A 24,768-nucleotide genomic window follows, 5' to 3' on the forward strand; every position below is an offset into this window, starting at 1 on the left:
GATGAGTATTCGTTATGAATCTGTTGAAACACTTTCAGAAATGATTAAGAATAAAGAAATTAAACCTTCTGAAGTAGTTAAAGATATTTATGATGCAATTGAGGAAACAGATCCAACAATTAAATCATTTTTAGCTTTAGATAAAGAAAATGCAATTAAAAAAGCTAAAGAATTAGATGAATTACAAGCTAAAGATCAATTCGAAGGTAAATTATTTGGAATCCCAATGGGAATTAAAGATAATATCATCACTAAAGATGTAGAAACGACTTGTGCAAGTAAAATGTTAGAAGGTTTTGTACCGATTTATGAATCTACAGTGATGAATAAATTGCATCAAGAAAATGCAGTGTTAATTGGTAAATTGAATATGGATGAATTTGCAATGGGTGGTTCTACAGAAACATCTTATTTTAAAAAGACTGTAAATCCATTTGATCATCAAGCAGTTCCAGGTGGATCTTCTGGTGGTTCAGCTGCAGCAGTAGCAGCAGGATTAGTACCATTTAGTTTAGGCTCTGATACTGGTGGCTCAATTAGACAACCAGCTGCATATTGTGGTGTAGTAGGTATGAAACCTACATATGGCCGCGTATCACGTTTTGGGTTAGTTGCTTTTGCATCTTCATTAGATCAAATTGGACCAATTACTCGTAATGTCAAAGATAATGCGATGGTATTAGAAGCCATTGTAGGTGTGGATAAAAATGATTCTACAAGTGCACCGGTTGAAGACATTGATTTTACATCTGAAATTGGTAAAGATATCAAAGGCCTTAAAATTGCACTTCCTAAAGAATACTTAGGAGAAGGTGTTAGTGAGGAAGTAAAAACATCCGTAAAACAAGCAGTAGAAACACTGAAATCACTTGGTGCAGAAGTTGATGAAGTGTCATTACCAAATACTAAATATGGTATTCCTTCTTATTACGTAATTGCATCATCTGAAGCATCTGCGAACTTAGCACGTTTTGATGGTATTCGTTATGGCTACCACTCAAAAGAAGCGCAAACATTAGAAGAATTATACAAAATGTCTCGTTCTGAAGGGTTTGGAGACGAAGTTAAACGTCGTATCTTCTTAGGTACTTTCGCATTAAGTTCTGGTTATTATGATGCATTTTATAATAAATCTCAAAAAGTTAGAACATTAATTAAAAATGACTTTGATAAAGTATTCGAAAATTATGATGTTGTTGTAGGACCTACAACTCCAACAACGGCGTTTAATTTAGGTGAAGAAATTGATGATCCTTTAACAATGTATGCAAATGACTTATTAACTACGCCTGTTAACTTAGCTGGTTTACCTGGTATTTCTGTTCCATGTGGCCAATCAAACGGACGTCCAATCGGTTTACAACTTATTGGTAAACCATTTGATGAGAAGACTTTATATCGTGTTGCATATCAATATGAAACACAATTTAACTTACACGACGCATACGAAAAATTATAAGGAGTGGAAATAATGCATTTTGAAACAGTTATCGGACTTGAAGTTCACGTTGAATTAAAAACAGACTCAAAAATGTTCTCTCCATCACCAGCGCATTTTGGGGCTGAACCTAACTCAAATACCAATGTTATTGATTTAGCTTATCCAGGTGTATTACCTGTTGTAAATAGAAGAGCAGTAGATTGGGCGATGCGTGCGTCTATGGCTCTAAATATGGATATTGCTACAAATTCTAAATTTGATCGTAAAAACTATTTTTATCCAGATAATCCGAAAGCATATCAAATTTCTCAATTTGATCAACCAATCGGTGAAAATGGATATATTGACATTGAAGTTGATGGTGAAACTAAACGTATTGGTATTACTCGTCTTCATATGGAAGAAGATGCAGGTAAATCAACTCATAAAGATGGTTACTCATTAGTAGACTTAAACCGTCAAGGTACTCCATTAATAGAGATTGTATCTGAACCAGATATTCGCTCTCCTAAAGAAGCATATGCTTATTTAGAAAAATTACGTTCAATCATCCAATATACTGGTGTATCTGATTGTAAAATGGAAGAAGGTTCACTACGTTGTGATGCTAATATTTCATTACGTCCATACGGCCAAAAAGAATTCGGTACTAAAACTGAATTGAAAAACCTCAACTCATTTAACTATGTAAGAAAAGGTTTAGAATATGAAGAAAAACGTCAAGAAGAAGAATTATTAAATGGTGGCACAATTGGTCAAGAAACACGTCGTTTTGATGAATCAACGGGTAAAACTATCTTAATGCGTGTTAAAGAAGGTTCAGATGATTATCGTTACTTCCCAGAGCCAGATATTGTCCCTTTATACGTAGATGATGAGTGGAAAGAGCGTGTACGTCAAACCATTCCAGAATTGCCTGATGAACGTAAAGCTAAATATGTTAATGAATTAGGCTTACCTGAATATGACGCACATGTATTAACGCTAACTAAAGAAATGTCTGATTTCTTTGAAGGTGCGATTAAACATGGTGCAGACGTTAAACTAACGTCCAACTGGTTAATGGGTGGCGTTAATGAGTATCTTAATAAAAATCAAGTAGATTTAGAAGATACTAAATTAACTCCCGAAAATCTTGCTGGAATGATTAAACTTATTGAAGATGGAACAATGAGTAGTAAAATTGCTAAAAAAGTCTTCCCAGAATTAGCCGAAAATGGTGGAGATGCTAAACAAATTATGGAAGATAAAGGTTTAGTTCAAATTTCAGACGAAGCTACATTATTAAAATTTGTTAATGAAGCTTTAGATAATAATCCACAATCTGTTGAAGATTATAAAAATGGTAAAGGCAAAGCTATGGGCTTCTTAGTGGGTCAAATTATGAAAGCTTCAAAAGGTCAAGCTAATCCACAAAAAGTTAACCAATTATTAAAACAAGAATTAGATAAAAGATAATAACTCATCTAATATGATTTATTGGTATAGGTTTGAGATAATAAAAGACTGTTTACAAAGCGTTCGAGCTTGTGAACAGTTTTTTTATTCGTATTTCTAGAGAAAGACTATTGGATTTTTATAGAGTAGATATGTATATTATTTAGCTTGTTACTATTATTAAAAAGATGATATATACTCTACTTCGTTAGTATCTAACAAAACTTGACAATAAAATGATACTTACAAAAATTTAAAAGAATTGGTATAAATACTTTTAACTCATTCATAAATCATTTAATATAGTGTTATGTAAAAAAAGTAGAGGGATAACTTATGAGAAAACGAGCAAGAATCATTTATAATCCAACTTCTGGAAAGGAGCTATTTAAACGCACCTTACCAGATGTTTTAATAAAATTAGAACGCGCAGGTTATGAAACAAGTGCTTATGCAACTGAACGAGAAGGAGATGCTACACTCGAAGCGGAACGTGCACTTAAACTAAACTATGATATTATTATAGCCGCTGGTGGTGATGGCACTTTAAATGAAGTTGTAAATGGAATTGCTGAGCAACCTAATAAACCTAAATTAGGCATTATACCTATGGGGACAGTTAATGATTTTGGACGAGCTTTACATTTGCCTAATGATATTATGGGTGCAGTAGATGTTATTATTGAAGGTCATACGACAAAAGTAGATATTGGAAAAATGAATAATCGATATTTTATAAATTTAGCCGCTGGAGGAAAACTCACACAGGTATCCTATGAAACGCCTAGTCGCTTAAAATCTATTGTTGGACCTTTCGCTTACTATATAAAAGGTTTCGAAATGTTGCCACAAATGAAGGCAGTTGATTTGAGAATTGAATACGATGATGAAGTATTTCAAGGGGAAGCATTGTTATTCTTACTAGGACTTACGAATTCAATGGCAGGCTTTGAAAAACTAGTACCTGATGCTAAGTTAGATGATGGGTATTATACTTTAATTATTGTTGAGAAAGCAAATTTAGCTGAATTAGGTCATATAATGACATTAGCTTCTCGAGGAGAACATACAAAACATCCTAAAGTAATATATAAGAAAGCGAAGTCAATTAATATTTCATCGTTTACAGATATGCAATTAAATGTAGATGGAGAATATGGTGGTAAACTACCTGCAAACTTTTTAAATTTAAAGCAGCATATTGAAGTTTGTACACCTAAAGATATTTATAATGATGAACTATCAAAAAATAATTAAATTATTTGTTAATTAAATTGATTATGGAAAATGAAATAATAAGTTGAAAAGAGGTTATCTATAATTTCTGAGTTAAAAATGTAAGAAGTTATACGTACCTCTTTTTCATATGGAGTGAAAAATGATGATGATTAATAAAAATGATGTATTAAAAGGAAAAGTGATAGACTTAACGCATGAGGGACATGGTGTGATTAAATTGGATCGTTATCCTATTTTTGTTCCTAATGTGTTAATTGATGAAGAAATAGAGTTTAAGATAATCAAAGTAAAGAAAAATTTTGCTATTGGTAAACTGTTAAAAGTATTAAAACAAAGTGCACAAAGAGTAACTCCACCTTGTATATATTATTGGAAATGTGGAGGTTGTCAGTTACAACATATGTCTTATGAAGCTCAACTTAAAATGAAAAAACAACAAGTCGTTAATTTATTTCATAAGAAAGCTAAATTTGATCAAACCGTAATTCACGATACTATAGGCATGGAAAACCCATGGCGATATAGAAACAAATCCCAACTTCCTATAGGTAAAGATAAAGATAATAAAACGATAATGGGATATTACCGTCAAAGAAGTCATGACATAATTGATATGGAAAGTTGCTTAATACAAGATGAGAAGCAACAAGAACTTATGAATGATATAAAACAATGGTTAAATGAATTGAATGTAAGTATTTATAGTGAAAAAAATAAAAAAGGGTTAGTACGTCATGTAGTTATTCGGACAAGCCACTACACAAATGAAATTATGGTTATATTTGTAACAAATGGCACTAAATTTAATGAAGTTGAAACTTTAGTACGTAGACTTACACGCACATATCCTAACATAACAAGTATTAAGCAAAATATAAATAATTCACATTCAAATGTTATTATGGGTAAACAATCGATAACTTTATACGGAAAAGATAAAATTACAGACCAGTTAAGTGAAACTATTTTTGAAATCAGCGATCAATCATTTTATCAAATTAATTCTATTCAAACAGAAAAATTATATCAAAAAGCTATTGACTACGCTCAATTAAGTGGAAATGAAATTGTTTTAGATACATATTGTGGTATAGGAACGATTGGACTTTACATGGCACCAGTAGCTAAACATGTATATGGGGTTGAAATTGTGCCATCAGCAATTCAAGATGCTAAGCAAAATGCTTTAATTAATCATTTTGATAATACAACGTTTGAATGTGGTAAAGCAGAAGAAGTGATAATTGATTGGAAACAAAAAGGAATAGAACCTGATATTGTCATGGTAGATCCTCCTCGAAAAGGGTGCGATCAAGTCTTTATAGAAACATTATTAGAGTTAGCACCTAAGCGCATTGTATATATTTCATGTAATCCATCAACACAACAGAGAGATGCCAAGATTTTAGCTAGTCTATATAATTTAAAGGAAATGACACCCGTCGATATGTTCCCCCACACAACACATATTGAAACTGTGGCATTATTTGAAAGAAAAACATTGTAATTAAATAATGTAAATAAAAAACCTTCATAAGTCTCAATATTCGTATACAATGCATTTATAAAGTGTTTTCTTTTAGGGTGCAGTATACTATTATTGAGGCTTATTTTATTTAAAAGGAGGGAGACAATGGCAGAAAGGAGAATCGTCCATATTGACATGGATTGTTTCTATGCTCAAGTAGAAATGAGAGATAATCCTAAATTACGAGGAAAACCTGTCATTGTAGGTGGAAAAGCGAGTAATCGAGGAGTTGTTTCAACCGCTTCATATGAAGCACGTAAATATGGTGTTCATTCAGCGATGCCTATGTCCCAAGCTCATAAATTATGTCCAAATGGATACTATGTTAGAGCAAGATTTGACGTATATCGTGAAGTTTCTAGTAAGATAATGGAAATTTTTAAACAGTACACTGAAATTGTAGAACCTCTAGCACTAGATGAAGCATATTTAGATATTACTCATTTAGTTAAATCTGATAGACCAGCTTCAAAGATTGCTTCAAATATACGTAAAGATATCTTAAATAAAACAGGATTAACGTCTTCTGCTGGAGTCTCTTATAATAAATATTTAGCTAAATTAGCAAGTGGAATGAATAAACCAAATGGGATGATGATTATTCATTATCAGAATGTACATGAAATACTAATGAACTTAGATATTGGTGATTTTCCAGGGATTGGAAAAGCTTCTAAAAAAATCATGCATGAACATGATATTTATACTGGTAAAGATCTATATAGCAAATCAGAATTTGAATTGATTCGTTGGTTTGGAAAAAAGGGGCGCGGACTTTATCAAAAAGCAAGAGGTATTGATTATAGTGAAGTAAAAACAAGTAGAATTCGTAAGTCAGTAGGTACCGAAGGGACATTTTCAACAGATATTAATGATGATAAAGAGATTTTACAAAAAATATGGGAACTTTCTGGTAAAACTTCTGAGCGATTGAATCAATTACAAAAGTCTGGCACAACAGTTACTGTTAAAATCAAAACGCATCGGTTTGAAACTTACTCTAAACAAAGAAGTTTGAGAGAAGCGGTAAGTAAAGACACTGATATTTATAATATAGCTTATGATTTGTATAATGAATTAAAAGATCCTGATACACCCATCAGATTAATTGGTGTTACAGTAGGGCATTTAGAGCAATCAACACATCAAAATATGACAATTTATGATTTTATTTAAAGATAGAGATAGATAAGACGTTTTAAATTAACTATTTCTATCTTTTAAATTTTTACCATAAAATTGAAGCATACTTTGTAGGCTATCATAGTGTTTTAATAATCTATAAGTAATCATTGCACAAGCTTTTGCGTCATTCAGTGCATCATGATGGCCATGAAAATCTAAATTGTAATGGTTCATTAGATGTTTTAGCCCATATCGATAAGCTTTAATCGTACGTCTAGCCAATTGATAAGAGCAGAAATAGGTGAGTGAGGGAATAGGTATGTTTAAATGTTTTAAACTTTGATGTAATACACTCATATCAAAAGCAGCATTATGTGCCACTACAGGTAACTGATTTATAAACTGCATCATGTATGGAAAGACTTCTTCAAATCCTGGTGAATCTTTAACGTCCTTAGGGTGAATACCGTGAACATACATATTTGTTTCTGAAAAATAGTCATAAGGATTAACAAGTGTGTAAAACGTTTCAACTATCTTGTTATCTACTACCTTTACCATACCGATAGAACAAATACTTGTTCTTTTTTTATTTGCAGTTTCAAAATCCAACGCTATAAATGAATTTTTAACCATACTATATTCCTTTCTAGTAATTAAAATGAATTATTCACAGTTTAACAGATAGGACAGTTTAAATATAAATAATTGCTTTATTCTTCCATAATCTTTATTTTAAATAGGAAAGTAAAAAATAAGATACTGAATTTAAAGTGAAATAGTTATAATTAAAAATGTAATTAGTTATTTTTAATTGAGAATGTTTTTTGTTACCTTAGATACATGGTATAATAATTCGAGTGAATTATGCGAGGAGGAAATACATGAGACAATGGACAGCAACATACCTGGCTAAACTAGCACGCAAGATAAGTATTGCAGCAGGGAAAAAGGGAACTGATTTACCTGGCCAAATTGCTCGCAAAGTAGATCAAAATATTTTAAGAAAGTTAGCATCACGAGTTGATGATATCGTTTTTATCAGTGGAACAAATGGTAAGACAACAACTTCCAATTTAATTGGGCACACTTTAAAAGCAAATAATATAGAAATTATTCATAATAATGAGGGTGCTAACATGGCTGCTGGTATTACTTCGGCATTTATAATGAAAAATAATAAAGATATCAAAGTAGCGGTCATTGAAATTGATGAAGGTTCAATACCAAGGGTATTAAAGGAAGTTACACCTTCAATGATGGTGTTCACTAATTTCTTTCGTGATCAAATGGATCGATTTGGTGAAATTGATATTATGGTTAATAATATTGCGAAATCAATTAGTAATAAAGGTATTAAATTAATTTTAAATGCTGATGATCCCTTCGTAAGCCGTTTGAAAATAGCGAGTGATTCAATTGTATATTACGGAATGAAAGCCTATGCACATGAATTTGAACAAAGTACTATGAATGAAAGTAAATATTGTCCCAATTGTGGTAGATTATTAACTTATGATTATACTCATTATAACCAATTAGGACATTATCACTGTGAATGTGGATTTAAACGTGAAGTGCCTAAATATGAAGTTTCACAATTTAAGGTGCAGCCATTTATCGATATGAATGTGAATGATGCACATTTTGAAATGAAAATTGCTGGTGATTTTAATGCTTTTAATGCACTTGCTGCATATTCAGTATTAAAAGAATTGGGCTTAGATAATGTTGCAATTCGTAAAGGATTTGAAACATACACTTCAAATAACGGTCGAATGCAATACTTTAAACTCGGTCAAAAAGAAGCAATGATTAATTTAGCTAAAAATCCTGCTGGCATGAATGCAAGTCTATCAGTCGGAGATCAACTTGAAGGAAAGAAAATATATATTATAAGTTTGAATGATAATGCAGCTGATGGTAGAGATACATCATGGATTTATGATGCAGATTTTGAAAAATTACGTAATCAAGATATTGAAAAAATTATTGTAACGGGTACAAGAGCAGAAGAGTTACAACTTAGATTGAAATTAGCTGAAGTAGACGTTCCAATTATTTTAGAGAAAGATATTTATAAAGCTACAGCTTTAACTATGAATTATTCAGGCTTTACAGTAGCGATTCCAAATTATACGTCACTTTCACCTATGTTGGAACAACTTAATCGCTCATTTGCAGGAGGACGCTAGATATGTACGAATTAACAGTTTTTCATTTTATGTCGGATAAATTAAATTTATATAGTGATATTGGAAATATTATTGCTTTAAAACAGAGAGCAAAAAAACGCAATATCGATTTAAAAGTCATTGAAATTAATGAAACTGAGGGAGTTACATTAGAAAATTGCGATATTTTCTTTATTGGTGGGGGCAGTGATAGAGAACAAAGCATTGCTACTAAAGAATTAAGCAAAATTAAAACGACATTAAAAGACGCAATAGAAGATGGAATGCCTGGTTTAACAATTTGTGGTGGGTATCAATTTTTAGGTACAAAATATATTACCCCTGATGGCACAGAATTAGAAGGACTTGGAATTTTAGACTTTTATACAAAGTCAAAAACAAATCGTTTAACTGGGGACATCGTAATTAAAAGTGATACATTTGGAACAATAGTAGGTTTTGAAAATCACGGTGGTCGTACATATCATAACTTTGATACATTGGGACATGTAATAGCAGGATATGGAAATAATGAAGATGATAAAAAAGAAGGTATTCATTATAAAAATTTATTAGGAACTTATCTACATGGACCAATCTTACCGAAAAATCATGAACTTACTGATTATTTATTAGAAAAAGCATGTGAGCGTAAAGGAATTCCGTTTACACCACAACAATTAGATAATACTGAAGAAGAAGCTGCGAAACATGTCATTGTAGAACGTTCAGAAAAACAATAAAAACGTTGGATGAATTGAATTATTTCAATTTCATCCAACGTTTTTTTATATTTTATTAAATCGATTATCAAGTAAATTATAAATAAGCAAGATTTCGTAAATAACATGACTTTTAATTTGATTCTTATCGAATTCTTCTAATATTTTCACTGAAGATTTTAAAGTAGATATAGATTGAGGTTCTCTTTTAAAAACTTCATTTAAAGGAATGTTGTTGATACTATTACTAATTTTTATAATTGCCATTTTTTCCTCAGTAGTAAAACGAATATTTACATTTTTTGGTAAATAGATAATATTTGATAAATGCGTAGCAAGAAGTCTATCGATATAAGCTCTATTAGACATATCTTTTAATTGTTTCCATTTATCTTCGTTATTATGATGATAGCGTAATTCATCTCGTTGATAACTCATTAAAGTATCTGTTTTTTTATTCATGTCGGATAATGTTGCTAATGAAGTATTACTATCATCTGAATCAAATTTTCCTAATAATAATTCATGACATCTAGAAGCGAATAGTTTATACAATTTGTATTCTGAATGAATTAGGTTCTCTTCTATTTGATGATAATATTTAGGTGGTAATACTAAAAAGTTTACTAGACCAGCAGTTACCAGACCAATTAAGGCTGTTAAGAGTCTTGAGAAAAAGTTAAAAAGATACGCTTCATGAATACCAGGTATCATAGCAACTGAAGTTAATACTGCGACAGTTGTACCGACTTGGAGATTTAATTTCGTACATACTAAAATAGTAAAAATAGCACTAAATGTATAAGTAAATGGAGATTGGTCGCCAAATATATATGTGAAAATAACTGCAAACAATGCACCAATAACAGTAGCAGGAAGTCGACGATAACCTTTTCGTAAAGAAGCTTTTGCAGTTGGTTCGACTGAAACAATTGCTGTTAAAATAGCAAAAATAGGAGTTAAGTTTAATAGTAAACAAAATAAAGTTGTTAGAAAAGTAGCTAGACCCGTTTTTATTGTTCTAGCTCCTATAATATGTTTATACCATTGATTCATATTGTTAAATCCTCTCAAAAAAAGAACGTAATGATTGTAATGTTAGAATAAGCTTAATACCAATCTTGATTTAGTGATGCATCAATTCTATTGATATTTACGTTTCCCACTTAGTATATCAAAAAATTTTTGGTATAATAAAGAGGAATATTTTTTTAAAGGAACGGGATAATATGATTGTAAAAACAGATGAAGAATTACAAGCGTTAAAAGAAATAGGGTACATATGTGCGAAAGTGCGAGATACAATGCAAGAAGCAACTAAACCAGGTATTACTACAAAAGAATTAGATAATATCGCTAAAGAATTATTTGAAGAACATGGTGCAATCTCAGCACCGATTCATGATGAGAAATTCCCAGGTCAAACATGTATTAGCGTAAATGAAGAAGTAGCTCATGGGATACCTAGCAAACGTGTTATTCGTGAAGGTGACTTAGTTAATATAGACGTTTCGGCGTTGAAAAATGGGTATTATGCAGATACTGGTATTTCTTTTGTAGTAGGAGAAGCGGACAATCCTTTAAAACAAAAAGTATGTGATGTAGCACTTGAAGCTTTCGATGCAGCAATGGCCAAAGTAAAACCAGGTACAAAACTAAGTAATATTGGTAAAGCAGTACATGCTACAGCACGTAAAAATGATTTAACTGTCATTAAAAACTTAACAGGCCACGGTGTAGGACAATCTTTACATGAATCACCAAGCCATGTTATGAATTATTATGATCCTAAAGATAAAACACTTTTAAAAGAAGGCGTAGTTATTGCAGTAGAACCTTTTATTTCATCTAAAGCAACATTTGTTACTGAAGGTAAAAATGATTGGGCATTTGAAACTAGAGATAAAAGTTTTGTAGCTCAAATTGAGCATACTGTCATTGTTACGAAAGATGGTCCGATTTTAACAACAAAAATTGATTAAGAATAAAGAGGCTGGGACATAAATAATGTCTCAGGCTTTTTATATATGTTGAGTCAATGATTGCATTGAACATACGCTTATATCAAGCTTTTTTCAACTCTATGGTGGGATTCATCTCACTCTCTTTTTATGACTAACGTTGTTCTACTTTGCCAAATTTCCAAATTAGTGTAGAAATAAGCAATGTTGTAATTAAGAATAAAACTACTAAAATTTAGCCTAAATAGTCAAATTGAATTGACTGAACAATATTCCAAAAAACACTTTAAGATGAAGTTTGTCTCCCATAGTTTGAAGTAATTCAATTAATCCTATACTCAATGCTATAATTACTGAAATTGCTGTAATGGTAATATTATAGTAAATTTTTCGTATTGGATTAAAGAATGCCAATAAAACGAGTGATGAAACCACGTGATTCCAATAATGCATCTAACTCTTCATTACGTAGTCATGAAAAAGTTTTATTAATGAAATTTTAATGAATAAATTTAATATTCTAATACGTAATAAAAAGAATCCAGATACTAGTATCCCAATGATATCTCCTATGTTCAGGAAATATGAAAGTTCCTCTTTAGCCCATTTTACTGAAATTCCTAGCAAAATAGACATTAAAAACACAACTGTTGAATAGTCGATAGAGAAATAAAAACCAACACCAACAGGATTTCTTTATTGTTGAAGTAATTTACAGACTGTATTATCAATAGCAGCAATATGATTAGTATCGAATACATGATGTAGTCCAAGAGTACAGGATAAAATTTCCATGCTAAATAATAAATGGTTAGTATCAGCAATAAATAAAAAATTAAAGCCAATAATGTGTAGTAAAATGACTATTAAGATATATGGAAGCCAACTTAATTCTCTTTTTTGAATTGTATTCAACTCATATAACCTACTTTCAAACTAAAATATACATCATTATATGCTAATTTTGATTAATAATAAATCGATTTAACTATAAATTTAATTTAGCACTATTTATAGCATACTCTTCGATAAATTACTCCTACTTAAGTATGAGGATAAAATGGTTCCTAGGGCTATATTAATTAAGATTGCACTCATTTATAATAAAGTTTAATCAACGATGAGGTGGTTCTATGAATTATTTAGATTTATATTTACAACACTTTTTAAAAATTATTGTAAAAAATAATATCAACGATTATCGCTCTTTATTAGATGATAAGCTTCAGAGTATGGAGCGATATATAAAGTATTTGAAAAATAAAAAAGAAAAAATGAATACATTAATTGACAGTTTATCTACTACACTAGAGAATAAGTATATTGATATGATAAATATGTATAACATAAAGAATGCTCAAGAAGTTCATAATTATGAAATTGATTTATTAAAACAACGTTTAGATAAATTTGAATCATATTATGCAAAAATTGAAGCAAATATTCATCGATGTACGAAAGAACGTATTGCTACAGAAGAACAATTTGTAATGATTAAACAAATGAGTTACGTAGCTTAATTAAAATCAGGAGGCGACACATTGACACGTAAATACATATCTACAGAATTATTGATTATTTTTACAGCGCTAATGATAATCGCTAACTTTTATTACATCTTTTTTGAGAAAATTGGATATTTATTTATTTTATTATTAGGATGTATATTAATTTATGTAGGATACCTTTACTTTCATAAAGTAAGGGGTTTATTAGCGTTTTGGATTGGAGCATTACTCATAGCGTTTACATTATTATCCAATAAATACACGATTATTATTTTATTTATTTTTTTAGTAATCATTATTATCAGATACTTAATTTTTAAATTTAAACCCTTGAAAATTGTAGCCTCAGAAGAAGAAATGACATCGCCTCAATTTATTAAGCAACGTTGGTTAGGTGAGCAGCGTACTCCGGTATATGTGTACAAATGGGAGGATGTCCAAATTCAGCATGGAGTTGGAGATGTTCATATTGATATGACTAAAGCAGCAAACATCAAAGAAAATAATACAATTGTGGTTAGACATATTTTAGGTAAAGTACAACTCATTGTTCCAGTTAATTATAATATTAATCTGCATATGGCAGCTTTTTATGGTACAGCTTATATAAATGGTCAAGCATATAAAGTAGAAAACAATCATGTTCAAGTAGAAGAGAAGCCTAAAGAAGAAAATTATAGTGTAAATATATACGTATCAACATTTATAGGTGATGTTGAGGTGATTTATCGATGAATCACTATTTAAGAGCAATAGGATCCATGCTAATTTTAGTGTATAGCATGCTAACTGCCTTTTTATTTATAGATAAAGTATTTGTAAATATTATATATTTTCAAGGAATGTTCTATACTCAAATATTTGGTATACCAGTGTTTCTATTTCTAAATTTAGTGATTATCTTACTTTGTATTATCGTTGGCTCTGTATTAGCTTATAAAATAAATCAACAAAATGATTGGATAAAGAATCAAATTGAACACGCAATTGAAGGTGAAACGGTAGGAATTAATGATAAAAACATAGAATTGTATAATGAAACAATTGATATTTATCAAACGTTAGTGCCTTTAATTCAAGAATTACAGCGGTTAAGAATTAAAACTCAAAATTTAACAAATGAAAATTATAATATGAACGATATTAAAGTTAAAAAAATTATAGAAGATGAGCGTCAGCGCTTGGCAAGGGAGTTACATGATTCAGTAAGCCAACAACTTTTTGCAGCAAGTATGATGCTATCAGCGATAAAAGAAACTGAACTTGAACCACCACTTAATCAACAGATTCCAGTACTTGAAAAGATGGTACAAGAATCCCAATTAGAAATGCGAGCACTGTTATTACATTTACGACCTTTAGGACTTAAGGATAAATCATTAGGAGAAGGTATTAAAGATTTAGTCATTGACTTACAAAAGAAAGTACCTATGAAAGTGATTTATGATATACAAGATTTTAAAGTTCCTAAAGGAATTGAAGATCATTTATTTCGAATTACACAAGAAGCAATTTCCAATACATTAAGACATTCTGATGGGACTAAAGTTACAGTAGAATTATTTAACCAGCAAGACTATTTATTATTAAGAATTCAAGATAATGGTAAAGGCTTTAACGTAGATGAAAAAGTAGAACAAAGTTATGGATTGAAAAATATGAGAGAACGCGCATTAGAAATAGGAGCTACATTTCATATCGTGTCTTTACCGGATTCAGGAACTAGAATAGAGGTAAAAGCACCTTTAACGAAAGAGGAGGGTAAATATGACGATTAAAGTATTATTTGTAGATGATCATGAAATGGTTAGAATTGGTATTTCAAGTTATTTGTCTACTCAATCTGATATTGAAGTAGTAGGAGAAGGGGCATCAGGAAGAGAGGCAATTGAAAAAGCACATACGCTAAATCCTGATTTAATTTTAATGGATTTGTTGATGGATGATATGGATGGTGTGGAAGCGACAACACAAATCAAAAAAGATTCGCCACATATCAAAGTAGTTATGTTGACAAGTTTTATTGAAGATAAAGAAGTGTATAGAGCGCTTGATGCAGGGGTTGATAGTTATATATTAAAAACGACAAGTGCTAGTGATATTGCTGAAGCAGTAAGAAAAACTCATCGTGGAGAATCTGTATTTGAGCCAGAAGTTTTAGTGAAAATGAGGAATAGAATGAAGAAAAGAGCAGAATTATATGAAATGCTCACTGAACGTGAAATGGAAATATTGTTACTAATTGCTAAAGGATATTCTAATCAAGAAATTGCAAGTGCTTCACATATTACAATTAAAACAGTAAAAACACATGTAAGTAATATTCTTAGTAAGCTAGAAGTACAAGATAGAACGCAAGCGGTCATTTATGCATTTCAACATAATTTAATTCAATAATAAAAAAACTTATAAATATGAAAGTGAGTCAGAATTTACTTTTGTATTCTTCGTTCAACACTGGCCCTCGAACCCCAACTTGCGTTGCTTGTAGACTTTCTTGATGAAAGTCTCTATGTTGGGGCCCCGAACCCCAACTTGCGTTGCCTGTAGACTTTCTTGATGAATTTTTCTTTAATTGAGTCCCACAATTATTGGAAAAGTTTGAGACGAAGGTATTTTCAATTTAGTCATCGACTGTCAATATAAAAAATGCCTGAGACATTTAATGATGTCCCAGGCTCTTTCACGTAGAGAGTTTTTCATTAGAAAATTACTTTTCTAAATCTATTTATCATTATCTTTATCAAATTTATCTTTAATTTTATCAACAACAGATTCTTGTTTACTATGATTATCATTTGGTGTAGGATCCACATCATAGTTTTTTTCATATTTAGATGATGCTGTAGGATCGTATTCATATTTAGTATTTTCACTATAGTGATTTTCATTATTATCATCATGTTTCAAGGCAGCTTCTTCAGGTGTAGAACCTTTAATGACATGTCTTTGATGAATGATTGCATTAATTTCAGCGCCGATGATGATAATGAAACATGTAATATAAATCCATAGTAATAAAATGATGATTCCAGCAAGACTACCATATGTTTTAGAATAGTTACCAAAGTTAGATAAATACCAACCAAATGCAAAAGATCCTAATAACCATACAATAGAAGTAAAGATTGCACCAGGATATACAGATTTAAACTTAGTCTTAACGTTAGGTGCTACTGAATATAATGTTAAGAATAAGAGAATAATAACGATAAGTGGTAACAATACACGCACTAAATCAAATATCCACGCAACTTGTTGGTCTAACCCTAACGGACCAAAGAGATGTTCTTTAATAAAATTACCAAATGTAGGTAATGTTAGAGCTACAGCTAATACAATAGCCATAACAATTGTAAACACAACGCTTAATAATTTAAGAACAATAGGATTACGAGCATCTTCAACATCATAAGCAACATTAAATGAATTCATAATCGCTGTCATACCATTTGATGCTGACCAAATCGCTAAAATCAAACCAACTGATAATAAGCTACCACTAGAGTTACTTGTAATATCTTTAAAAATTTTAGTAACGATATCCGCAGTTTCAGCAGGTGCATTTTGACTGACTAAGTCTTTAATTTGCTGAGGATCAATTTGAAATAATGGCAATAAAGTTAATAAAAAGATTAGCATTGGGAATAAAGCCAACACAAAGTGATATGTCATTTGAGCCGCTAAGCCTGAAGCATCATCTTTCCCAATACGATAAATAAGGTAAGATAAAAAATTAGAGTTTTTAGTATATTTAGCAGGTTTATTTAACCTAGAAACGAAAAAAACTTGTTTATCTTTTTTAGGCTTCTTTGATTGAAATTCCTGAGGTTCTACGTATGTACGATCAACCTTTATTTTCTCTTTATTTTTTCTCTCTTTTTCCTTAATAGAGTTAAGGTACTTTGAGTTTGATTGATTTTTTTTTGACATAAGCGTCTCCTTAAAATTTAATTCTAAAATAAAGGCAAAACTGCCTAAGTAAAAGGAATATTGCCTTTATTTTATGTCAATTATATTTGATTAGCTAAGACGATTGTTTTTACGATTTACAAATGTATCTTTAGCATCTTTAATTGATTTTTCTAATTCTGGATTATTACGACGAATTTCTTCGATTGTATCTTTCCAATACAATACTTCATTTTTAATTGAAGTAATTTTAGAAGGTTTACGAGAATGATTACCTTCTTTAATATCTTTAAATGATTGTACTAATGCATTACGTGTTGATTTATCTGCTAAAGTAGCAGCACCACCAATGATAGCACCAATGATAATGCCTGGAACAAATTTGTTTTCCATTTTAGTTACCCCTCTTTCAAATTAGCATCTTTAACGATGAAATCTATTAAATTGTCACAAGATGATTGTACCATGTCATATACACCTTCGAAATTATTTGTGTAATAAGGATCAGGTACATCAGTCTCTTCCATGTTACTAAATTCTAGCAGTTTGAACAATTGACCTTTAAGATTAGGATTAATTGATTTAATATTATCTACATTACTTTGGTCCATAGCGATAATATAATCAAAATCATCATCAGGTTCAAATAATTCACTAACAATACCATCAAACGGTATATGATGCTGTTTTAAAATTTTTTGAGTACCTTGATGAGGAGGTTCACCTAAATTCCAACGTCCAGTACCTCTAGAGTGTACAGTAACATCAGAAATACCACGTTCTTTTAATCGTTGACGCATAATTGCTTCAGCCATTGTAGAACGACAAATATTTCCAAGACATACAAAAGCTATATCTACCATCTTGTAATCCTCCAAACTTTAATATATAAACTATTTTATAGTTATTTTTAATATTTATAAAGTCATAATTTTACTATTTTCAATAAAAGTTTAATAAATTTTTATACTTTGATAAAATGTGATAATAAAGAGGTGAAATAAATGACACAGAATAATGAAGAAATGATTAAAAATATTCGAAAGAAATTAAATATTGTCAATCAAGCTTTACTTAATCCAGAAAAATTTAAAGATACAGATACAAAGGATATTAAAGAAATTCATAATTTTGTTATGTCTAAAGATTCATTTTCACCAAGTGAAATTACAGCTATAGCTGATGAATTAGGTAATTTACGTCACGAGTAAGGAGAATTTAAATGACTAATCAGGATTATCAATACAAATTAAAACAATATGCAGAATTATTAGTAAAAGTGGGTTTGAATGTTCAACAAAATCAACCTGTATTTATAAGAACATCTGTAGAAACTATAGAATTAACGCGCTTAATTGTTGAAATTGCCTATCAAGAAGGGGCTTCAGATGTAAGAGTACTATATTCAGATCCTATCTTGGAACGCTTAAAATATGAGAATGAATCTGTAGATTATTTTGAAAACAATGCTGTTAAACCTTATGATGTTGAAGAACGCATGGACTATGCACAAAGAGGAGCAGCGAACTTAGCGCTTATTTCAGGTGACCCAGATTTACTAAATGGCATTGATGCAGAAAAATTAAAAGCTTCTCAATCTAATTATGGACAAGCATTTAAAGGATATATGGAAGGTAGCCAAAAAAATTCGTTTCCATGGGTAGTAGCTGCATTTCCATCTAAAGCATGGGCAAAACGTGTGTATCCTAATTTACCTGAAGAAGAAGCATACAGTCAATTTATCGATGAAGTATTTGAAATTGTACGAGTAGATGGGAATGATCCAATAAAAAATTGGGAGCAACATGTAAAAGCTCTAAGTGTACACGCAAATAAACTTCAAAGAAAAAATTATAAAGCATTACACTATATTTCTGAAGGCACTGATTTAATAGTAGGACTTCCAGAAGGACACATTTGGGAAGATGCGACAAGCTATGTAAATGGAAATCAACAACCATTTATTGCAAACATCCCAACGGAAGAAGTATTTACTGCGCCAGATAGAAATCATGTAGATGGATATGTAACAAATAAATTGCCATTAAGTTATAATGGTAATATTATTGATGGATTTACTTTAACATTTAAAAATGGAGAAATTATCGATGTTAAAGCAGAAAAAGGTGAAGCAGTATTAAAAGATTTAATTAGTACAGATGAAGGTTCTAAACGATTAGGAGAAGTTGCACTAGTTCCAGACGATTCACCAATTTCAAATCGTAATACTATTTTCTATAATACTTTATTTGACGAAAATGCATCTTGTCATCTTGCTATTGGTTCAGCATATGGTTTTAACATTAAAGGTGGCACAGAAATGTCAACTGAAGAAAAAATAGCAAGTGGATTAAATGATTCTAATGTTCATGTGGACTTTATGATTGGAAGTTCAGATTTAACAATATATGGTATCTTACAAGACGGTTCTAAAGAATTAGTTTTCGAAAATGGAAATTGGAAACAATAACTCATTTAAATTAAAAATTGGAGGAATAAAGTATGTCAAATTCTGAAATAAATAAAAAATCTATGTCTGATTCAAAAAGTATTAAAACACGACAAGTATTTCCTCAAGATACTAACCATCACCATACACTGTTCGGTGGATCATTGATGGCTAACATTGATGAAATAGCTGCAATTACAGCAATGAAACATGCGAATGCACCAGTAGTTACCGCTTCTACCGATTCAGTTGATTTTTTAAGACCTATAAAAACAGGAGATATTACTTCTTATGAAGCAATGGTAAGTTACGCTGGTTCTAGTTCAATGGAAATTTGCGTACAAATTATTATTGATGATGTGTTAACTAAGGAAAGACATTTAGCAGCATTAAGCTTTTTAACATTTGTAGCTTTAGATGAAAACGGAAAACCAACACGTGTTCCTAAAGTGTATCCTGAAACACAAATAGAAAAGTGGTTTTATGAAGGTGCACCAACACGTGTTCAACGAAGAAAAGAACGCAGAGAAGAAAGTAAAAAAACGATTGAATTTTTATCCGAAGCACAGCATATAGAACATATTTAAGATTTCTAATAAAAGCCATTCCATATGATATGACTCATATGAAATGGCTTTTAATTTTATTGGAAAATATGTTCAGTATGCATTGCGATTTCGTTTTCTCTAAAGTTAGTATTTGGATAATACATATTTTTAACTAGTACGTTTGGCCCTAAGCATTGGAAAGCTTCACAATGACAATTTAAAGATTTTGCTAAATCTGTTGATAACCAGGCATCAAACACATCAGTTAGCTTATCATTTTTAATGTTAGAAATTGTTCCATTTTCATCACCAAAATCCGTTACAATAACATCTCCACTAAATACATTTACATTTAAGCGACTACGACCATCGGGATCATTTCGAACAGTGACATTTTTTTCATTTCTTAAACGCTCAAGTAAAAGTTGGTCATTTTCATCGTTAATGCAAGGATAAATTGGCAAGGTACCGAATAGCATCCAAATATCTTTATCACGTATATCTAGCAAGTGATGGATTGCTTGTTTCATTTCTTTTAAGGATAACACATTTAGCTGACTTGCAAAGTCTGCAGGGTACATAGGATGAACTTCATGACGACGACATTTCATATCATTAACAATTTCCTTGTGAATTTTATCCAAATAAGGTAAGGTGCTTTGGTTTAACATTGTCTCTGCAGAAACAAACATACCCTGATCAGATAAAGTGCTAGCATTATCTAACATTTGCTCATACAATTTAAGTTTTGCCTTAAGGGGAGGTTGTTTTTTCATTGCACCAAATCCTACATCAGTGAATTCTTGAATAGTTCCCCAATTATGAGAAATATGCATAACATCAATATATTCTGCAATATCTAAATATCGATCTTGAGGTAAAGTTAAATTTGAGTTCATTTGTACATATATGCCTCTTTGATGAGCATATTTTAATAAAGGTTTAACTACGTTTTTTATAGATTTCTTTGAAAACATAGGTTCTCCACCTGTGATCGACATAGTACGTAAATTGGGGATTTCATCTAAGCGTTGGTAAATAAGGTTCATAGGTAATGGATCAGGATCTTTTGTTTGTAACGTATAACCAACTGCACAGTGACTACATCTCATATTACATAAATTTGTAGTAGTAAATTCTACATTACTTAAAGTGAGTTGATCGAATTGTTTAATATCATTATAAGCTTCCCATGGATCATTATAAATTGAGATTGCTTGTTTAATTTTTGATGTTATCATTATAAAAACTCCTAAACTTTTAAAACATTCTACTTTACAAAATTACAATAAATATTATTAGAATTATATCTCTTTTTGTCAAATTTTGTTAGGATAGTTATGAATAAAAGTTAAAAATATTATTTATAAGGAGTTAAATTCCGATGGATGAAAAACAAACTATTGAACAAATTAAAACAAGATTATCTAAATTTTTAGAAGATATTGATCATGTTAATCCGGATGAAGTAAGTGTAAAAGATATTGATGAATGGATTGGACTATTAGATCAATTAGAAGAAAAAGTTAAGTTAGTTTCTAAGTAATCGTGGAGCATGAAAAAATTTTTAACTAAATTTAATATTTACGTTTAAAATATCTTAAATTTGTCTATAAATTAAATATAATAAAATGAAAGAAAAGGTGATTTTGATTATGACTAAAAAAGTAGCAATTATTTTAGCAGATGAATTTGAAGATATAGAATTAACAAGTCCTAAAGAAGCATTAGAAGAAGCAGGATTTGAAACTGAAGTTATTGGAGATACTGCGAATGCTGAAGTTGTTGGGAAACACGGCGAAAAAGTTACAGTAAATGTAAGTATTGCTGATGCTAAACCAGAAAATTATGATGCATTATTAATTCCTGGTGGTTTCTCTCCAGATAATTTACGTGGAGATGCAGAAGGACGTTATGGAACATTTGCAAAATACTTCACTAAAAATGATGTTCCAACATTTGCTATTTGTCACGGACCTCAAGTTCTAATTGATACTGATGATTTAAATGGTCGCACGTTAACTGCAGTATTAAATGTTCGTAAAGATTTATCAAATGCAGGTGCAAATGTTGTTGATGAATCAGTAGTAGTTGATAATAATATTGTAACAAGTCGTGTACCTGATGATTTAGATGACTTCAATAGAGAAATTGTTAAAAAATTAAATGATTAATCTAAAATAACTTTTTGAAAGTTATAGTTGAGCCTGAGACATATGTAATTGTCTCAGGCATTTTTAATGTGTTGATAGTCGATGATTGAATTACAATGTAATTGTATTCTGGAGTAGACTCCAATGAAACTGAGAATGTATCATTACAAGTCGTGTCGATTCGTAAGCGTCTGATTGATTTGTTTTCCAGAAATAGAGAAAATACGTTTTAAATGTTACTTTTAAGAATTCATATATTTATGAACTTCATATAGTTGTTTAAATCCGTTTATCCATATTTAAATAATCTCTCTCTATCTTCTTTAAAGTAACTTGAAAATTTAAGCTATATAAAAATCAATAATACACCTTGAGACTGATTTTTGATTGTTTATATAGATAAAAATAACACTTACTGTTAAACTCTCAATTATAGAGTGACCTTTAAGTAAAGGAGCAAGCTTATGAAAAGAAGACAAAGAGATAACTATCCAAAAGAGAAAACAACTTATGATCAAAATGAGCCTCATTATAATACCTATTATCAACCTGTGGGTTCACCACCGAAAAAGAAGAAAAGTAAACGGCTCTTTCTAAGAATGTTTATTATATTTATTGTTATATTTGCTTTGTTTATTGGATTAATGTATTTTTTATCATCTAGAGCGAATGTCGATGATTTACAAACGATTGAAAATAAGAGTAATTTTGTATCATCAGACAATATGCCGAATTATGTTAAGGGCGCATTTATATCTATGGAAGATGAACGTTTTTCTAAACATCATGGATTCGATATCAAAGGTACAACACGTGCATTATTTTCAACGATTGGTGAACATGATGTACAAGGTGGGAGTACCATTACTCAACAAACTGTAAAAAACTATTATTACAATAATGAACGTTCATTTACACGTAAACTAAAAGAATTATTTGTCGCTCATAAAGTTGAACAGCAATACAGTAAAAATCAAATATTAAGTTTTTATTTGAATAATATTTACTATGGTAATAATCAATATGATATTGAAAGTGCAGCAAATTATTATTTTGGTGCAACTACAAATCAAAATAATAGTAGTCATCCGATTATTACTGTATTACAAAGTGCAATGCTAGCAAGTAAAGTTAATGCCCCAAGTGTATATGATATCAATAACGTATCAAATAATTTCAAGAATCGAATTAAAGTGAATTTAGAAAAAATGAGACAACAGAATTATATTTCTGACAGTCAATATCAAGAAGCCTTATCACAACTTAATAATTATTAATATAGTAATATAACAATTTAATTGAATATAAACTAAGAGTGAGAATGAGAATAAATAAAATTCCATTTCGCTCTTTTTTAATATCAAATACTATGTGTGTTAGACTTTCTATTATAAAATAATTGTATTATTAAAATACTATTTTCAATTAGTATGAGGAGAATAATGATGCCAAAAATTACTAAAATAGAAGTACAAAAAAATAATAAAGAACGATTTAATCTCTTTCTTGATGAAGCGTTTGAGATGGGGATTGATATAGATACACTCGTTAAATTTAATTTGAAAAAGAACCAAGTGATAGATGCTACTGAAATGGAAAAAATCCAAAAATATGAACACTATCGTCTAGGGATTAATATGGCAATACAATATTTATCATATAAAAAACGAACTGAAAAAGAAATTAGTGATTATCTGAAAAAGAATGATATCAATGAGACAGCAATACAGAAAGTGATTGAATATTGTTATAAAGAACAATATATTAATCATGAAGATTACGCTGAAAGTTTAAAAAATACAATGATTCATACAACAAATAAAGGACCTGAAATATTTAAACAAAAACTATATCAAGTTGGAGTAGAACCTAATATTATAGATACATATGCTACACGATACGAAGAAGAACAGCCTATAGAATCAATTATTCATGTTGCTAAAAAAATAATGAAGACTAAAAAAGGTCCTGCCGTTAAAGTAAAGCAAAAAGTGATGCATAGCTTGATACAAAAAGGATATACAATGGAAACTGCTCAATATATACTTAATGAATTAGATTTTAATCAAGACGATGAAATGTTAGATGATTTATTACAAAAAGATTTAGAAAAAGTTTATAATAAACAACGTCGTAAATATGATGGTAATACATTAAAAATGAAAACAATAGAGTCACTTATGAGAAAAGGATATAATTATGATAAAATAAAAATTAAATTAGAAGAAAGTGGTATTTTAGATGAGTGACAAACGATTAAGTGAAATGTCTGAACAAGAATTGAGACACGAAATACAAATATGTAAAGAAAAAATGCGTAAAGCTGAAATGAACGGCATAATGAATGAATATGATGTTTACCAAAGTAAAGTTATTGTAGCGGAGAGTTATTTAGTGGATCGTTCTAAACTTAAAATAGGCAGAATGTATAAATTAAATGATGGTAGTGAACAATACTTTAAAGTTGAACGTTTAAAAGGGATTTTTGCTTGGGGTTATAGAATAAATAGTACGAATCCTGAAGAGGGTTTACCCATTGCATTATTAAAAATTTAGAAGGATGTAACACAA

Annotated in this window: 26 protein-coding genes and 1 pseudogene; 20 read left to right on the forward strand and 7 right to left on the reverse strand. The window is 30.2% G+C overall.

Features of this window, described 5'->3' with window-relative positions; translation table 11 throughout:
* Position 1: 1 nt before the first annotated feature.
* The 5 genes from gatA (at position 2) to dinB (ending at position 6,821) form a co-directional block, all read left to right on the forward strand.
* Positions 2 to 1,459 (forward strand): Asp-tRNA(Asn)/Glu-tRNA(Gln) amidotransferase subunit GatA, encoded by a 1,458-nt coding sequence (gatA, locus tag AC2FB1_RS02440; RefSeq protein ID WP_490673691.1) that lies wholly within the window; start codon positions 2 to 4, stop codon positions 1,457 to 1,459.
* A gap of 12 nt (positions 1,460 to 1,471) precedes the next feature.
* Positions 1,472 to 2,899: an Asp-tRNA(Asn)/Glu-tRNA(Gln) amidotransferase subunit GatB gene (gatB, locus tag AC2FB1_RS02445; protein WP_490673692.1), complete on the forward strand. Its 1,428-nt coding sequence runs from the start codon at positions 1,472 to 1,474 to the stop codon at positions 2,897 to 2,899.
* 315 nt (positions 2,900 to 3,214) lie between these two features.
* The gene (locus tag AC2FB1_RS02450) at positions 3,215 to 4,135 is read left to right on the forward strand and encodes a diacylglycerol kinase (RefSeq protein WP_490673693.1); all 921 of its coding nucleotides are present in this window, start codon (positions 3,215 to 3,217) and stop codon (positions 4,133 to 4,135) included.
* A gap of 121 nt (positions 4,136 to 4,256) precedes the next feature.
* Positions 4,257 to 5,624 carry a 23S rRNA (uracil(1939)-C(5))-methyltransferase RlmD gene (rlmD, locus tag AC2FB1_RS02455; protein ID WP_490673694.1) on the forward strand — a complete coding sequence of 456 codons (1,368 nt, stop codon included), beginning with the start codon at positions 4,257 to 4,259 and terminating at the stop codon, positions 5,622 to 5,624.
* A 126-nt stretch (positions 5,625 to 5,750) separates the two neighbouring features.
* Positions 5,751 to 6,821 (forward strand): DNA polymerase IV, encoded by a 1,071-nt coding sequence (dinB, locus tag AC2FB1_RS02460; protein ID WP_490673695.1) that lies wholly within the window; start codon positions 5,751 to 5,753, stop codon positions 6,819 to 6,821.
* A 27-nt stretch (positions 6,822 to 6,848) separates the two neighbouring features.
* Here dinB and AC2FB1_RS02465 read toward each other — a convergent pair whose 3' ends face one another.
* Positions 6,849 to 7,406 carry a 3'-5' exonuclease gene (locus tag AC2FB1_RS02465; protein ID WP_490673696.1) on the reverse strand — a complete coding sequence of 186 codons (558 nt, stop codon included), beginning with the start codon at positions 7,404 to 7,406 and terminating at the stop codon, positions 6,849 to 6,851.
* A 248-nt stretch (positions 7,407 to 7,654) separates the two neighbouring features.
* Between AC2FB1_RS02465 and murT the strand changes: the two genes are divergently transcribed.
* Positions 7,655 to 8,965, forward strand: a complete 1,311-nt coding sequence (murT, locus tag AC2FB1_RS02470; RefSeq protein WP_490673697.1) for a lipid II isoglutaminyl synthase subunit MurT — start codon at positions 7,655 to 7,657, stop codon at positions 8,963 to 8,965.
* 2 nt (positions 8,966 to 8,967) lie between these two features.
* On the forward strand, positions 8,968 to 9,687 hold the full coding sequence (gene gatD, locus AC2FB1_RS02475) for a lipid II isoglutaminyl synthase subunit GatD (protein WP_490673698.1): 720 nt from the start codon (positions 8,968 to 8,970) through the stop codon (positions 9,685 to 9,687).
* 45 nt (positions 9,688 to 9,732) lie between these two features.
* Here gatD and AC2FB1_RS02480 read toward each other — a convergent pair whose 3' ends face one another.
* On the reverse strand, positions 9,733 to 10,722 hold the full coding sequence (locus tag AC2FB1_RS02480) for an FUSC family protein (RefSeq protein WP_490673700.1): 990 nt from the start codon (positions 10,720 to 10,722) through the stop codon (positions 9,733 to 9,735).
* 173 nt (positions 10,723 to 10,895) lie between these two features.
* Here AC2FB1_RS02480 and map point away from each other — a divergent pair, with 173 nt between their 5' ends.
* On the forward strand, positions 10,896 to 11,648 hold the full coding sequence (map, locus tag AC2FB1_RS02485; RefSeq protein WP_490673701.1) for a type I methionyl aminopeptidase: 753 nt from the start codon (positions 10,896 to 10,898) through the stop codon (positions 11,646 to 11,648).
* Between the two features lie 133 nt (positions 11,649 to 11,781).
* Here the strand turns inward: map and AC2FB1_RS02490 are convergent.
* Positions 11,782 to 12,542 (reverse strand): annotated as a pseudogene (locus tag AC2FB1_RS02490) (HoxN/HupN/NixA family nickel/cobalt transporter).
* Between the two features lie 218 nt (positions 12,543 to 12,760).
* On the opposite strand from AC2FB1_RS02490, the gene AC2FB1_RS02495 reads away from it, so the two are divergent.
* The 4 genes from AC2FB1_RS02495 to vraR are packed head-to-tail and all read left to right on the forward strand — an operon-like array spanning position 12,761 to position 15,532.
* A complete protein-coding gene (locus tag AC2FB1_RS02495; protein WP_490673702.1) occupies positions 12,761 to 13,147 on the forward strand; it encodes a hypothetical protein in 387 nt (128 codons plus the stop codon).
* A gap of 21 nt (positions 13,148 to 13,168) precedes the next feature.
* Positions 13,169 to 13,870, forward strand: a complete 702-nt coding sequence (gene vraT, locus AC2FB1_RS02500) for a cell wall-active antibiotics response protein VraT (RefSeq protein WP_490673704.1) — start codon at positions 13,169 to 13,171, stop codon at positions 13,868 to 13,870.
* The gene (vraS, locus tag AC2FB1_RS02505) at positions 13,867 to 14,913 is read left to right on the forward strand and encodes a sensor histidine kinase VraS (RefSeq protein ID WP_490673705.1); all 1,047 of its coding nucleotides are present in this window, start codon (positions 13,867 to 13,869) and stop codon (positions 14,911 to 14,913) included. Before vraT ends, vraS begins: the two co-directional genes overlap by 4 nt.
* Complete coding sequence (gene vraR, locus AC2FB1_RS02510) at positions 14,903 to 15,532, forward strand: response regulator transcription factor VraR (protein ID WP_490673706.1); 630 nt, start codon at positions 14,903 to 14,905, stop codon at positions 15,530 to 15,532. The genes vraS and vraR overlap by 11 nt, the downstream gene beginning before the upstream one ends.
* 327 nt (positions 15,533 to 15,859) lie before the next feature.
* On the opposite strand, the gene AC2FB1_RS02515 is transcribed toward vraR, so the two are convergent.
* The 3 genes from AC2FB1_RS02515 to AC2FB1_RS02525 form a co-directional block, all read right to left on the reverse strand.
* Positions 15,860 to 17,068, reverse strand: coding sequence for a YihY/virulence factor BrkB family protein (locus tag AC2FB1_RS02515; RefSeq protein WP_490673707.1), 1,209 nt, complete (start codon positions 17,066 to 17,068; stop codon positions 15,860 to 15,862).
* Positions 17,069 to 17,158: 90 nt separating this feature from the next.
* Positions 17,159 to 17,440, reverse strand: a complete 282-nt coding sequence (locus AC2FB1_RS02520) for a YtxH domain-containing protein (protein ID WP_490673708.1) — start codon at positions 17,438 to 17,440, stop codon at positions 17,159 to 17,161.
* A gap of 5 nt (positions 17,441 to 17,445) precedes the next feature.
* Positions 17,446 to 17,910 (reverse strand): low molecular weight protein-tyrosine-phosphatase, encoded by a 465-nt coding sequence (locus AC2FB1_RS02525; RefSeq protein ID WP_490673709.1) that lies wholly within the window; start codon positions 17,908 to 17,910, stop codon positions 17,446 to 17,448.
* Positions 17,911 to 18,051: 141 nt separating this feature from the next.
* Here AC2FB1_RS02525 and AC2FB1_RS02530 point away from each other — a divergent pair, with 141 nt between their 5' ends.
* From AC2FB1_RS02530 to AC2FB1_RS02540, 3 genes are read left to right on the forward strand one after another with little or no spacing between them, the layout of a single operon-like run.
* A complete protein-coding gene (locus AC2FB1_RS02530; protein WP_490673710.1) occupies positions 18,052 to 18,258 on the forward strand; it encodes a DUF1128 domain-containing protein in 207 nt (68 codons plus the stop codon).
* Positions 18,259 to 18,269: 11 nt separating this feature from the next.
* Entirely contained in the window at positions 18,270 to 19,517 is a 1,248-nt protein-coding gene (locus AC2FB1_RS02535; protein ID WP_490673711.1) for an aminopeptidase, read from the forward strand.
* 32 nt (positions 19,518 to 19,549) lie between these two features.
* Complete coding sequence (locus tag AC2FB1_RS02540; RefSeq protein WP_490673713.1) at positions 19,550 to 20,083, forward strand: acyl-CoA thioesterase; 534 nt, start codon at positions 19,550 to 19,552, stop codon at positions 20,081 to 20,083.
* 56 nt (positions 20,084 to 20,139) lie between these two features.
* Here the strand turns inward: AC2FB1_RS02540 and yfkAB are convergent, their stop codons facing one another.
* Positions 20,140 to 21,285: a radical SAM/CxCxxxxC motif protein YfkAB gene (gene yfkAB / locus AC2FB1_RS02545; RefSeq protein WP_490673714.1), complete on the reverse strand. Its 1,146-nt coding sequence runs from the start codon at positions 21,283 to 21,285 to the stop codon at positions 20,140 to 20,142.
* Positions 21,286 to 21,428: 143 nt separating this feature from the next.
* Here yfkAB and AC2FB1_RS02550 point away from each other — a divergent pair, with 143 nt between their 5' ends.
* The 5 genes from AC2FB1_RS02550 to AC2FB1_RS02570 all read left to right on the forward strand — a co-directional run bounded on the left by AC2FB1_RS02550 (position 21,429) and on the right by AC2FB1_RS02570 (position 24,753).
* Positions 21,429 to 21,590 carry an SE1561 family protein gene (locus tag AC2FB1_RS02550; protein WP_002450046.1) on the forward strand — a complete coding sequence of 54 codons (162 nt, stop codon included), beginning with the start codon at positions 21,429 to 21,431 and terminating at the stop codon, positions 21,588 to 21,590.
* A gap of 109 nt (positions 21,591 to 21,699) precedes the next feature.
* The gene (locus AC2FB1_RS02555) at positions 21,700 to 22,218 is read left to right on the forward strand and encodes a type 1 glutamine amidotransferase domain-containing protein (protein WP_002450071.1); all 519 of its coding nucleotides are present in this window, start codon (positions 21,700 to 21,702) and stop codon (positions 22,216 to 22,218) included.
* Positions 22,219 to 22,661: 443 nt separating this feature from the next.
* Positions 22,662 to 23,474 carry a monofunctional peptidoglycan glycosyltransferase SgtB gene (gene sgtB / locus AC2FB1_RS02560; protein ID WP_070716814.1) on the forward strand — a complete coding sequence of 271 codons (813 nt, stop codon included), beginning with the start codon at positions 22,662 to 22,664 and terminating at the stop codon, positions 23,472 to 23,474.
* A gap of 168 nt (positions 23,475 to 23,642) precedes the next feature.
* The gene (gene recX, locus AC2FB1_RS02565; RefSeq protein WP_490673715.1) at positions 23,643 to 24,446 is read left to right on the forward strand and encodes a recombination regulator RecX; all 804 of its coding nucleotides are present in this window, start codon (positions 23,643 to 23,645) and stop codon (positions 24,444 to 24,446) included.
* On the forward strand, positions 24,439 to 24,753 hold the full coding sequence (locus AC2FB1_RS02570) for a YfhH family protein (protein ID WP_490673717.1): 315 nt from the start codon (positions 24,439 to 24,441) through the stop codon (positions 24,751 to 24,753). The genes recX and AC2FB1_RS02570 overlap by 8 nt, the downstream gene beginning before the upstream one ends.
* Positions 24,754 to 24,768 lie beyond the last annotated feature (15 nt).

This window comes from Staphylococcus sp. CoH_129_LAB_1 (assembly GCF_058191515.1).

What these genes read in the sequence shown, in the direction of transcription:
- gatA (WP_490673691.1), top strand. Translation starts at nt 2, where the DNA reads ATGAGTATTCGTTATGAATCTGTTGAAACACTTTCAGAAATGATTAAG.
- gatB (WP_490673692.1), top strand. Translation starts at nt 1,472, where the DNA reads ATGCATTTTGAAACAGTTATCGGACTTGAAGTTCACGTTGAATTAAAA.
- AC2FB1_RS02450 (WP_490673693.1), top strand. Translation starts at nt 3,215, where the DNA reads ATGAGAAAACGAGCAAGAATCATTTATAATCCAACTTCTGGAAAGGAG.
- rlmD (WP_490673694.1), top strand. Translation starts at nt 4,257, where the DNA reads ATGATGATGATTAATAAAAATGATGTATTAAAAGGAAAAGTGATAGAC.
- dinB (WP_490673695.1), top strand. Translation starts at nt 5,751, where the DNA reads ATGGCAGAAAGGAGAATCGTCCATATTGACATGGATTGTTTCTATGCT.
- AC2FB1_RS02465 (WP_490673696.1), bottom strand. Translation starts at nt 7,406, where the DNA reads ATGGTTAAAAATTCATTTATAGCGTTGGATTTTGAAACTGCAAATAAA.
- murT (WP_490673697.1), top strand. Translation starts at nt 7,655, where the DNA reads ATGAGACAATGGACAGCAACATACCTGGCTAAACTAGCACGCAAGATA.
- gatD (WP_490673698.1), top strand. Translation starts at nt 8,968, where the DNA reads ATGTACGAATTAACAGTTTTTCATTTTATGTCGGATAAATTAAATTTA.
- AC2FB1_RS02480 (WP_490673700.1), bottom strand. Translation starts at nt 10,722, where the DNA reads ATGAATCAATGGTATAAACATATTATAGGAGCTAGAACAATAAAAACG.
- map (WP_490673701.1), top strand. Translation starts at nt 10,896, where the DNA reads ATGATTGTAAAAACAGATGAAGAATTACAAGCGTTAAAAGAAATAGGG.
- AC2FB1_RS02495 (WP_490673702.1), top strand. Translation starts at nt 12,761, where the DNA reads ATGAATTATTTAGATTTATATTTACAACACTTTTTAAAAATTATTGTA.
- vraS (WP_490673705.1), top strand. Translation starts at nt 13,867, where the DNA reads ATGAATCACTATTTAAGAGCAATAGGATCCATGCTAATTTTAGTGTAT.
- vraR (WP_490673706.1), top strand. Translation starts at nt 14,903, where the DNA reads ATGACGATTAAAGTATTATTTGTAGATGATCATGAAATGGTTAGAATT.
- AC2FB1_RS02515 (WP_490673707.1), bottom strand. Translation starts at nt 17,068, where the DNA reads ATGTCAAAAAAAAATCAATCAAACTCAAAGTACCTTAACTCTATTAAG.
- AC2FB1_RS02520 (WP_490673708.1), bottom strand. Translation starts at nt 17,440, where the DNA reads ATGGAAAACAAATTTGTTCCAGGCATTATCATTGGTGCTATCATTGGT.
- AC2FB1_RS02525 (WP_490673709.1), bottom strand. Translation starts at nt 17,910, where the DNA reads ATGGTAGATATAGCTTTTGTATGTCTTGGAAATATTTGTCGTTCTACA.
- AC2FB1_RS02530 (WP_490673710.1), top strand. Translation starts at nt 18,052, where the DNA reads ATGACACAGAATAATGAAGAAATGATTAAAAATATTCGAAAGAAATTA.
- AC2FB1_RS02535 (WP_490673711.1), top strand. Translation starts at nt 18,270, where the DNA reads ATGACTAATCAGGATTATCAATACAAATTAAAACAATATGCAGAATTA.
- AC2FB1_RS02540 (WP_490673713.1), top strand. Translation starts at nt 19,550, where the DNA reads ATGTCAAATTCTGAAATAAATAAAAAATCTATGTCTGATTCAAAAAGT.
- yfkAB (WP_490673714.1), bottom strand. Translation starts at nt 21,285, where the DNA reads ATGATAACATCAAAAATTAAACAAGCAATCTCAATTTATAATGATCCA.
- AC2FB1_RS02550 (WP_002450046.1), top strand. Translation starts at nt 21,429, where the DNA reads ATGGATGAAAAACAAACTATTGAACAAATTAAAACAAGATTATCTAAA.
- AC2FB1_RS02555 (WP_002450071.1), top strand. Translation starts at nt 21,700, where the DNA reads ATGACTAAAAAAGTAGCAATTATTTTAGCAGATGAATTTGAAGATATA.
- sgtB (WP_070716814.1), top strand. Translation starts at nt 22,662, where the DNA reads ATGAAAAGAAGACAAAGAGATAACTATCCAAAAGAGAAAACAACTTAT.
- recX (WP_490673715.1), top strand. Translation starts at nt 23,643, where the DNA reads ATGCCAAAAATTACTAAAATAGAAGTACAAAAAAATAATAAAGAACGA.
- AC2FB1_RS02570 (WP_490673717.1), top strand. Translation starts at nt 24,439, where the DNA reads ATGAGTGACAAACGATTAAGTGAAATGTCTGAACAAGAATTGAGACAC.